General features: G+C 71.5%; 8 protein-coding genes. All 8 read right to left on the bottom strand.

Annotated elements, in window-relative coordinates:
* Positions 1 to 191: 191 nt before the first annotated feature.
* Positions 192 to 932: an ATP-binding cassette domain-containing protein gene (locus AAHM41_RS21455; RefSeq protein WP_342238619.1), complete on the bottom strand. Its 741-nt coding sequence runs from the start codon at positions 930 to 932 to the stop codon at positions 192 to 194.
* Complete coding sequence (locus tag AAHM41_RS21450; protein WP_342238618.1) at positions 925 to 1,956, bottom strand: ABC transporter permease subunit; 1,032 nt, start codon at positions 1,954 to 1,956, stop codon at positions 925 to 927. The genes AAHM41_RS21455 and AAHM41_RS21450 overlap by 8 nt, the downstream gene beginning before the upstream one ends.
* Positions 1,957 to 2,027: 71 nt before the next feature.
* Positions 2,028 to 3,014: an ABC transporter substrate-binding protein gene (locus AAHM41_RS21445; RefSeq protein WP_342238617.1), complete on the bottom strand. Its 987-nt coding sequence runs from the start codon at positions 3,012 to 3,014 to the stop codon at positions 2,028 to 2,030.
* A gap of 52 nt (positions 3,015 to 3,066) precedes the next feature.
* Entirely contained in the window at positions 3,067 to 4,611 is a 1,545-nt protein-coding gene (locus tag AAHM41_RS21440; RefSeq protein WP_342238616.1) for an FGGY-family carbohydrate kinase, read from the bottom strand.
* 19 nt (positions 4,612 to 4,630) lie between these two features.
* Entirely contained in the window at positions 4,631 to 5,419 is a 789-nt protein-coding gene (locus AAHM41_RS21435) for a class I fructose-bisphosphate aldolase (RefSeq protein WP_342238615.1), read from the bottom strand.
* 231 nt (positions 5,420 to 5,650) lie between these two features.
* Entirely contained in the window at positions 5,651 to 7,297 is a 1,647-nt protein-coding gene (locus AAHM41_RS21430) for an ABC transporter ATP-binding protein (protein ID WP_342238614.1), read from the bottom strand.
* A 1-nt stretch (position 7,298) separates the two neighbouring features.
* On the bottom strand, positions 7,299 to 8,156 hold the full coding sequence (locus tag AAHM41_RS21425; RefSeq protein ID WP_342238613.1) for an ABC transporter permease: 858 nt from the start codon (positions 8,154 to 8,156) through the stop codon (positions 7,299 to 7,301).
* The gene (locus AAHM41_RS21420; RefSeq protein ID WP_342238612.1) at positions 8,153 to 9,109 is read right to left on the bottom strand and encodes an ABC transporter permease; all 957 of its coding nucleotides are present in this window, start codon (positions 9,107 to 9,109) and stop codon (positions 8,153 to 8,155) included. Before AAHM41_RS21420 ends, AAHM41_RS21425 begins: the two co-directional genes overlap by 4 nt.
* Between the last annotated feature and the right edge of the window lie 2 nt (positions 9,110 to 9,111).

Below are 9,111 nucleotides of genomic sequence, written 5' to 3'. Positions count from 1 at the left end.
TCCCGTTTCTACCCCCCCCCCCCCCCCCGGGGGGGGGGGGGGGGCAGGGGGAGGGGTCTGCGCGCGTCCGCGCGCGAATGGATAGGATCATTCCGTCATCACCGCGATCGACGGACCGATGCCGGCGCTGGCCGAGAAAACCCCCTCCCCCTAACCCCCTCCCGCGAGGGGAGGGGGGACTCGAAAGAGGGTCACCCTCCCACCATCAGCCGCACCACCTCATCCGCGTCGGTCTCGGCGGTGCGGCGCTCGCCGGCCTTGATCCCGCGGCGCAGCACGACGATGCGGTCGGCGACCGCGAAGATGTCGCCGAGATTGTGCGAGATGAAGACCACGCCCTTGCCCTGTGCCTTCAGCGCCTGGACCAGCGCCAGCACCTTGCGCTGCTCCGGCACGCCCAGCGCCGCGGTCGGCTCGTCCATGATCAGGATCCGCGCGTTCCAGTAGATCGCCCGGCCGATCGCCACCGCCTGGCGCTGGCCGCCGGAGAAGGTCGAGACCGGCGCCTCCAGCCGTTCGACATGGAAGTCCAGCCGCGCCATGGTCGCCCGCGCCGCCTCGGCCATGTGCTTTCGGTCCAGCACCGGCAGGAAGCCGAACAGCCGCCGCTTCGGCTCGCGGCCGAGGAAGATGTTGGCGCCGATCGACAGGTTGTCGGCCAGCGCCAGGTCCTGGTAGATCGTCTCGATGCCGCGGTCGCGGGCGTCATGCGGCGTGGCGAAGGAGACCGGCTCGCCAGCCAGGCGGATCTCGCCCTCGTCATGGCGGTGGACGCCGGAGATCGCCTTGATCAGGGTCGACTTGCCGGCGCCGTTGTCCCCCGCCAGCGCCAGCACCTCGCCGGCCGCGAGGTCGAGCGACACCCCGCTCAGCGCCTGGACCCCGCCGAAGCGCTTGGACAGGCCGCGGACCGACAGCAGCGGCTCAGTCATCCTGGCGTCCCCGTGCAAGCCGGCGCTGGCTCTGGTCGACCAGCACCGAGATGATGATGACGACGCCGACCGCCACGAACTGCCAGAACGGCTCGACATCGATGAACACCAGCCCGTACTGGATCACGGCGATCACCAGGGCGCCGGCGATGGTGCCGCCGATCGTGCCCGACCCGCCGAACAGGCTGGCGCCGCCGATCACCACGGCCGCGATCGAATCGAGCAGCAGCGGCTCGCCCGCCTGGGCCGCGCCGGCGGCGAAGCGGGCGGCGTAGAGCGATCCCGCCAGCCCGGCGCAGATTGCGGCAAGGAGATAGAGCCGGATGGCGTGGCGGCGGACGTCGATGCCGGCGCGCAGCGCCGCGTTGCGGTTGGCGCCGATGGCATAGGTGTGCTGGCCGAAGCGGGTCTGCGACAGCAGATAGTGCATCGCCAGCGCGGCGATCACGGTGATCAGCACCACGGTCGGGATGCCGGCGACGCGGCCGTTGCCGATGGTGGCGAACCAGCTGTTGACGACCGGGACCGTGGTGCCGCCGGCGATCAGGAAGGCGGCGCCGCGGGCGACGCCGTACATGCCGAGCGTGCCGATGAAGGGCGGCACCCTGAGATGCGCGATCAGCCAGCCATTGACCAGCCCCGGCACGAAGGCCACGGCCACGCCGGCGGCGAGGCCCAGCAGCATCGCCGGCACCGGGCCGAGGCCGATCGCCGGGCCGAGATTGGCGGCATGGGCCGCGACCACCGAGGCCAGGCCCATGGTGAAGCCGACCGACAGGTCGATGCCGGCCGAGATGATGATGAAGGTCTGGCCCAGCGCCAGCAGCAGCGGCGCCACCGCGAAGATGCCGATCGACTGCAGGTTGTACGGGTTCAGGATGAAGGTGGTGTCGTAGACGATCCGGGCCCAGGCCTCGAAGAACACGACCAGCAGGACCAGGAACAGCCAGGCCCGCAGCTCCGCCACCCGGAGCAGCAGGGCCCGGCCGTTGCTGGTGGTGGAAGGCATCGAGGAGATCGACATGGGCACCCGGCTCCTGGTCGGAAAGGCCAGGCCGCCTGAGACGGCGGCCTGGCGGCTCGTCACGCGGCGCATCAGCCCGTGTACAGGAACCGCGCCACCTTCGGGTCGTCGATGTTCGACTTGTCCATCACGGTGAAGCCGGTGCCGATCGCGGTCGGCACCGACTGCTCGGTCAGATGGGCGAAGGCGCTGATCACGCCGAACCAGCCGATCTCGGCCGGGTGCTGGGCGATGGCGATGTCGACCGTGCCGTTCTTCAGATCCTCGACGATCGACTGCGGCGCGTCGAAGGCCGCGACCTTGACCGCGCCCGCCTTGCCCGCCTGCTTGACGCCGTTGGCGGCGCCGAGGGCGGAGAACAGGTTGGCGCCGAACACGCCCGCCAGGTCCGGGTTGCGGGCCAGCACCGCCTGCAGCTGCGACGCCGCCTTGTTGGCGTCGTCGTCATTGAACTGCGTCTCCAGCACCTCGATGCCGGAATGGGCCTTGATCTCGTCCTTGAACCCCTCCTCGCGCTGGTCGGTGGTGGAGATGCCGGGCTTGACGTTGGAGACGTAGACCTTGCCCTTGCCGCCGATCGACTTGGCCAGCGCCCGCGCCGCGATGCGGCCGCCCAGGATATTGTCCGAGGCGATGTAGGAGAGCGGGAAGTCGGCATTGCCCTCGCCGGCCTGGTACACGCCGGTGCCGATGAAGGTGTCGACGGTGAAGACCGGGACGCCGGTATCGGCCGCCTTGCGCAGCGGCTCGATCAGCTGGGTCTTGTCGGTCGGGGCGACCAGCAGCGCGTCGGGCTTGCGCGCGATCACCGCGTCCAGCACCGGCACCTGCAGCACCGGGTTGAACTCGGGTGCGCCCTGGAACATCAGCTCGGCCCCGACCGCCTTGCACGCCGCCTCGGCGCCGCGCCGCATGGTGATGTAGAAGGCGTCCGTCGTCAGGCCGGGGACCAGGGCGATCCTGAAGCTCTTGCCCTGGGCCTTGGCCGGGGTGATCGCGGCAGTGCCGGCGAGCGCGGCCGAGGCGCCCAGAAGGGACATGAACAAGCGCCGTTCCATCGTTTCCTCCATCTGTCTGGTTGGTTGTTGCTTTCTTGGTCTTGGCGCGGGGTCAGGCCGGGACCAGCTCGGCCTTGCGGTCGAAGCCGGCCAGGGCTTGGTTGATTGGGGTCAGCGTCGCATGCAGCCGCTCGAACACCGAGCGGTGCAGCGCATCATAGCGTTCGGCGAGGCCGGGATCCGGCGCCACCGTGTGGTGCCGCTGGTCGATCGCGGCGAGGGCGGCGTCGAGATCGGGCCACAGCCCGGCGGCGACGCCGCCCAGCAGCGCCGTGCCCAGCGCCGTGGCCTCGGGCTCGTCCACCACCGTGATCGGGCGGCCATAGACATTGGCTTTGATCTCGAGGAACAGGGCGTTGCGCGAGCTGCCGCCGATCGCCCGGATCTCGGTCGGCGGGGTGATCCCCGGCAGCGCCGCCATGGCGTCGACCATCAGCCGCGCCTGCATCGCGAGCCCCTCCAGCACCGCGCGGAAGAGCGCGCCGCGATCGGCATGGGCGGTCAGGCCGATGAAGGCTCCGCGCGCGCTGGTATCCGGGTCGGGCGGCGGGCTGTAGACCAGATGCGGCAGGAACACCACGCCCTGGCTGCCCGGCTCGATCGCGCGGGCCTCGGCGATCAGCGCCTCATGCTCGGCCTGGCCGGTCAGCGCCCGGAACCATTCGACCGCCCCGCCCGAGCTGTTGATGCCGCCGCCGAGATAGGAGAGGTGGGGCTTGATCGCGCCCTGGATGAAGCCGCGCCGCATCGCCGCCGGGTCGAGCAGCGGGAAGGCCGTGGCCAGCAGCACCGCCTCGGCCGTGCCCAGGCTGTCCAGCAGCATGCCCGGCCGGGTGATGCCGGCGGCGTAGGAGCCGCAGAGATGGTCGTGGCCGCCGGTGGCGACCACCGGCCGCCCGGCCAGCCCGGTCTCGGCCAGCACCTCCGGCCGCACCGGGCCGATCGCGGTGCCGGAGGCCAGGACCGGCGGCAGCAAAGCGGGGTCGAACCCGGTCAGGCCCAGCAGCTCCTCCGACCAGCGGCGCTCATGGATGTCGAAATACAGGGTGCGCGAGGCCAGGGTCGGCTCGGTGGCCGCGACGCCGGTCAGGCGGAAGGCGATCCAGTCGGCGATGGCCAGCACCCGGCGGGCGCGGGCCATCGCCTCCGGCCAATGCGTCCGCATCCAGGTCAGCTTGCACAGGGTCAGGGTCGGGTCGATGGCGAGGCCGGTGATCTGGAAGATGCGGTCCGGGCCGACCGTCCCGGCCAGCTCCCGCGCCGCCGCCTCGGTGCGCCGGTCGAACCAGACCAGCGACGGCGCCAGCGACCGGCCGCTGTCGTCGACCAGCACGCAGCTCTCGCCGACGCTGCCGACCGCGAGGCCGGCGACCGGCTTGCCGGCGAGCGACCGGGCGACCTCGGCCAGGCAGTCGGTGACCGCGTCGAACAGCGCGTCGGGATCGTATTCGCCGCGGCCGCCGGCCTGCATCCGCGCCGGGGTCGGCCGCGCCGCCTGCGCCGCTCGGCGGCCGCGCGCATCGAAGGCGATGGCGCGGACCGACCGGGTGCCGACATCGACGCCGATCAGGAAGGGCGGTTCGAAGCGCGTCGCCATCTCTGGCCCCGCAATGCTGTCAGCCGGACAGGCCGCCGGCGGCCATCGCCTCGTCGACGCCCTGGCCGCGATGGATGATCGCCGCCAGGGCGCGCACCACCGCCGCCGGGTCCGGCGCCTGCCAGATGTTGCGGCCGAACACGACGCCGCGGCCGCCGGCCTGGACCGAGCCGTGCACCACCGCCAGCGCGTCCCGCACCGTCTCCATCTTCACCCCGCCGGCGATCAGCACCGGGGCGGGGCAGGTGGAGGTCACCCGGCGGAAGCTGTCGGCCGAGCCGGTGTAGTAGGTCTTGACGATGTCGGCGCCGAGCTCGAAGGCGATGCGCGAGGCCGAGGCCATGGCGCCGGCATCGAGCGGGTTCGGGATGCGCTCGGCCGGGCAGGGCAGCGCCTCGACCATCACCGGCAGCCCGTCGGCGGCACAGTCGCCGACCACCCGGGCGACGATGTCATAGGTGCGCATCTCGACATCGCCGCCCATGAAGCCCATGACGCAGACGCCGTCGACGCCCAGCCGGCGGGCGTCCTCCACCGTGTGCAGCAGGCTCCATTCGGTGTAGCGCAGCCAGTCCTCGCGATAGCTGCTGGGGCCGCCGTCCAGCCGCAGATAGACCGGCAGCCGGCCCAGCAGCCTGTCGCGGTAATGCTTGATCACGCCGTAGGAGGTCATGATCGCGTCGGCGCCGGCCGCGATCACGCGGTCCAGCACGGCGCCCGGGTCTTCGAGCCCCGGCACCACGCCGAGCGTGCGGGCGTGGTCCATGGCGATGACGATGCCGCGATCACCGAAGGAGAGTCTGGCCATGCTGCTCACCGGTTGGTTGCGGGAGATCTGGCTGGCAGAGATGTGCTGACAAGTCGGATGTTAGTTATCTGATAAGTGTTGTCAACGAATGATTGTTTCGCATATGCGGCATGGAGTGGCCTGTTAATGTCCGAAAAAGAGGCTGAGCGCGGCCGTGATCCTAAGAGAGCACCTGTTCTGGCAGCGCAGCATTCACCGTCGTCGAGCGGGAAAGGTCGTCGGCCGCTCGTATCAGGCAGCCGAAACCACACGGGCGCCGGTCTCGTCCAGCCACCCTGTCCGTAGCTCGGGCACCGAGGCCAGCAGCAGCTTCGTATAGGCGGCCTGCGGCGCGTGCAGCACCTGCTCGGTCGGGCCGGCCTCGACGGTCCGGCCCTGGCGCAGCACCAGCACCTCGTGGCTGATCGAGCGGACCACGCCGAGGTCGTGGCTGATGAACATCAGGGCGACGCCGAGCTCGCGCTGCAGCTCGGTCAGCAGGTCCAGCACCGCCTCGCCGACCACGGTGTCGAGGGCGGAGGTGACCTCGTCGCACAGGATCAGCTCGGGGTCGGCGGCCAGCGCCCGGGCCAGGTTGACGCGCTGCTTCTGCCCGCCGGACAGCTCGCCCGGCAGCCGGTCGGCCACCGCCGCGGGCAGGCGCACCAGGTCGAGCAGGCGGTGCAGCCGCTGCCGGCGGTGGCGGTCGCCCTGGCCGTGATAGAAGGCCAGCGGCCGGGCGATGATCTGCTCGACGGTCCGGGCCGGGTTCAGCGCCGTATCGGCGTTCTGGAACACGATCTGGATGCGGCGCAGCTGGTCGCGGCTGCGACCGCCGAGCGTCGCCGGCAGGGCCTGGCCGTCCAGCAGGATGCGGCCGCGCGCCGCCGGCAGCAGCCCGGCGATGACGCGGGCCAGCGTGCTCTTGCCGCTGCCGGATTCGCCGATCACGCCGAGGGTGCGGCCGCGCCGGATCGACAGGTCGATGTCCTGCAGCGCGGTGACCGGCGGCAGCGCGCCGGGCCGCGCCGCGCCGAAGCCGGCGAGCAGCCCTTCGACCCGCAGCAGCGGCACGGAATCGGCCGGCGCCGCCACGTCACCGGTGGTCCGTCGCGCCGGGGTGGCGGCGGCGATCAGCTGGCGGGTGTAGCTATCCTCCGGCGCGGTCACCAGGCGCTCGGTCGGGCCTGTCTCCTGCAGCCGGCCATGGCGCAGCACCGCGATCCGGTCGGCGATCTGGGCGACCACGGCGAGGTCGTGCGAGACGTAGATGCCGGTGGTCTTCCGGGTCCGCACCACCGCCTTGAAGGCGCGCAGCACCTCGATCTGGGTGGTGACGTCCAGCGCCGTGGTCGGCTCGTCGAAGATCACCAGCTCGGGGTCGTTGATCAGCGCCATCGCCGCCATCAAGCGCTGCAGCTGGCCGCCCGAGACCTGGTGCGGGTAGCGGTCGCCGATCCGGTCGGGGTCGGGCAGGGCCAGCTCCCGGAACAGCTGGCGCGCCTTGGTGCGCGCCGCCTCCGCGGTCATGGTGCCGTGGATCAGCGCGCTCTCGATCACCTGCGCCATGATGCTGCGCGACGGGTTGAAGGCGGCCGCCGCGCTCTGGGCGATATAGGCGATCTGCCGGCCGCGCAGGCCGCGCAGGGTCTTGCGGTCGAGCCCCAGGATCCTGCGCCCGAAGACGTTGACCGAGCCGCCGGTGATGCGGCAGCCGGCCCGGCAGTAGCCCATTGTCGCCAGGGCGATCGTGGTCTTGCCCGAGCCGGATTCGCCGATCAGCGCCAGCACCTCGCCCTGCCGGATGGTGAAACCGACATCGTCGACGATCACGGCCTCGCTGCCCTCCTCGGTGCGGGCGGTGACGCGCAGGCCGGAGACCTGGACGGTCGCGGTCATCTCAATGCCCCTCGCGGCGGCCGGGCAGGCTGTCGATCAGCAGGTTGACGCCGATGGTCAGCACCGCGATGGCGATGGCCGGCATGATCACGGCCGGCGCGCCCTCGCTCAGCCCCGAGATGTTCTCGCGCACCAGCGACCCCCAATCGGCGTTCGGTGGCTGCACGCCGAGGCCGAGGAAGCTCAGGCTGCTCAGCAGCAGCACGACGAAGACGAAGCGCAGGCCGAAATCCGCCAGGATCGGGCCGACCATGTTCGGCAGCACCTCCTGCAGCATGATGTATCCGGTCCGCTCGCCGCGGGCGCGGGCGGCCAGGACGAAATCCTCCGCCGCGATGTTGACGCCGAGCGCCCGGGTGATGCGGAAGCAGCCCGGCAGGTAGATGAAGGCCAGGGTCAGCACCAGGATCGGGGTGGAGGAGCCGAGGCCCGCCACCAGCACCAGCGCCAGCATCTTGCTCGGGATCGAGGTCAGGGCATCGAGCGTCCGGCTCAGCAGCGCATCGGGCCAGCCGCCGACGGCGGCGGCGAACAGGCCCAGGCAGACGCCGGCGCCGCAGGCCAGCAGGGTGGCGAGGCCGGCGATGCCGACGGTGTAGCGGGCGCCGAGCAGGATGCGGCTCAGCATGTCGCGGCCGAGATAGTCGGTGCCCAGCGGGAAGGCGGCGCCGACCGGCTTGAACACCTCGTAGTCGATCACCGCCCCGGCATCGTAAGGGGCGAGGACCGAACCGAAGGCCGCGACCGCGACGCAGAGCAGGACGATCGCGGCGCCGATCACGCCGGATGCGGACAGGCGCAGCCGGTGCGATCGGCGCCGGGGCAGCTGTTCCGCCGGATCGAGGGCAGGCTGGGTCATCGGTGGCGCAGCTTCGGGTTGGACAGGATCGCCGCGATGTCGGCGGCGGTGACCAGCAGCAGGTAGACCGCGCAGAACACCATGGCGCAGGACTGCACCACCGGCATGTCGCGCATGGCGACGCTGTCGACCATCAGCTTGGCGATGCCCGGATAGTTGAAGATGGTCTCGACGATGATCACGCCGCCCAGCAGATAGGACAGGCTGAGTGCCACGGCGTTGGCGATGGCGCCGACCGCGTTCGGCAGGGCATGGCGCAGCACGATGCGCGCCGGGCTGGCCCCCTTCAGCGCCGCCATCTCGACATAGGGCAACCGCAGCGACTCGATCACCGCGGCCCGGGTCATCCGCGCCATCTGCGCCACCACCACGAAGGTCAGGCTCAGCACCGGCATGGCCACGGCGCGCAGGAACTGCAGCGGCGAGGCATGGGCCGGGACGAAGGACAGCGCCGGCAGCCAGTGCAGATGCACGGCGAAGATCAGCACCGCGACGGTGGCGACCAGGAACTCCGGCACCGCCACGACCGAGATGGTGGCGGTGGCCACCACCCGGTCGTACAGCGAGCCGCGCCAGACGGCGGAGGTGATGCCGATCGCCAGCGCCAGCGGCACCGCCACGGCCGCGACGATGGCCGCGAGCAGCAGCGAGCTGGCGAGACGGGTGCCGATCAGCGGGCCGATCGGCTGGCGGCTGACCAGCGACACGCCGGGATCGCCGGTCAGCATCCCGCCGAGCCAGTGCAGGAAACGCTGCGCCGCCGGCTGGTCCAGGCCCAGCGCGGTGCGCAGCCCGGCCACCGCCTCCGGCGTCGCGCTCTGGCCCAGGATCGCCTGCGCCACGTCGCCCGGCAGCAGCCGGGTGGCGACGAACACCACCACGGCGACGAAGACCAGGGTCAGCGCCGCGACGACCAGCCGCCCCCCGATCAGCTTCGCGATCTGGGCGTTCATAG

It is taken from the genome of Inquilinus sp. OTU3971 (genome assembly GCF_038440215.1).
Note: the sequence above shows the minus strand (reverse complement) of the source record. Positions and strands in the feature narration are given on the sequence as shown.

Bases quoted from the DNA above. Each gene is read 5' to 3' on its own strand.
- AAHM41_RS21455 (WP_342238619.1), bottom strand. From the start codon at position 932: ATGACTGAGCCGCTGCTGTCGGTCCGCGGCCTGTCCAAGCGCTTCGGC.
- AAHM41_RS21450 (WP_342238618.1), bottom strand. From the start codon at position 1,956: ATGTCGATCTCCTCGATGCCTTCCACCACCAGCAACGGCCGGGCCCTG.
- AAHM41_RS21445 (WP_342238617.1), bottom strand. From the start codon at position 3,014: ATGGAACGGCGCTTGTTCATGTCCCTTCTGGGCGCCTCGGCCGCGCTC.
- AAHM41_RS21440 (WP_342238616.1), bottom strand. From the start codon at position 4,611: ATGGCGACGCGCTTCGAACCGCCCTTCCTGATCGGCGTCGATGTCGGC.
- AAHM41_RS21435 (WP_342238615.1), bottom strand. From the start codon at position 5,419: ATGGCCAGACTCTCCTTCGGTGATCGCGGCATCGTCATCGCCATGGAC.
- AAHM41_RS21430 (WP_342238614.1), bottom strand. From the start codon at position 7,297: ATGACCGCGACCGTCCAGGTCTCCGGCCTGCGCGTCACCGCCCGCACC.
- AAHM41_RS21425 (WP_342238613.1), bottom strand. From the start codon at position 8,156: ATGACCCAGCCTGCCCTCGATCCGGCGGAACAGCTGCCCCGGCGCCGA.
- AAHM41_RS21420 (WP_342238612.1), bottom strand. From the start codon at position 9,109: ATGAACGCCCAGATCGCGAAGCTGATCGGGGGGCGGCTGGTCGTCGCG.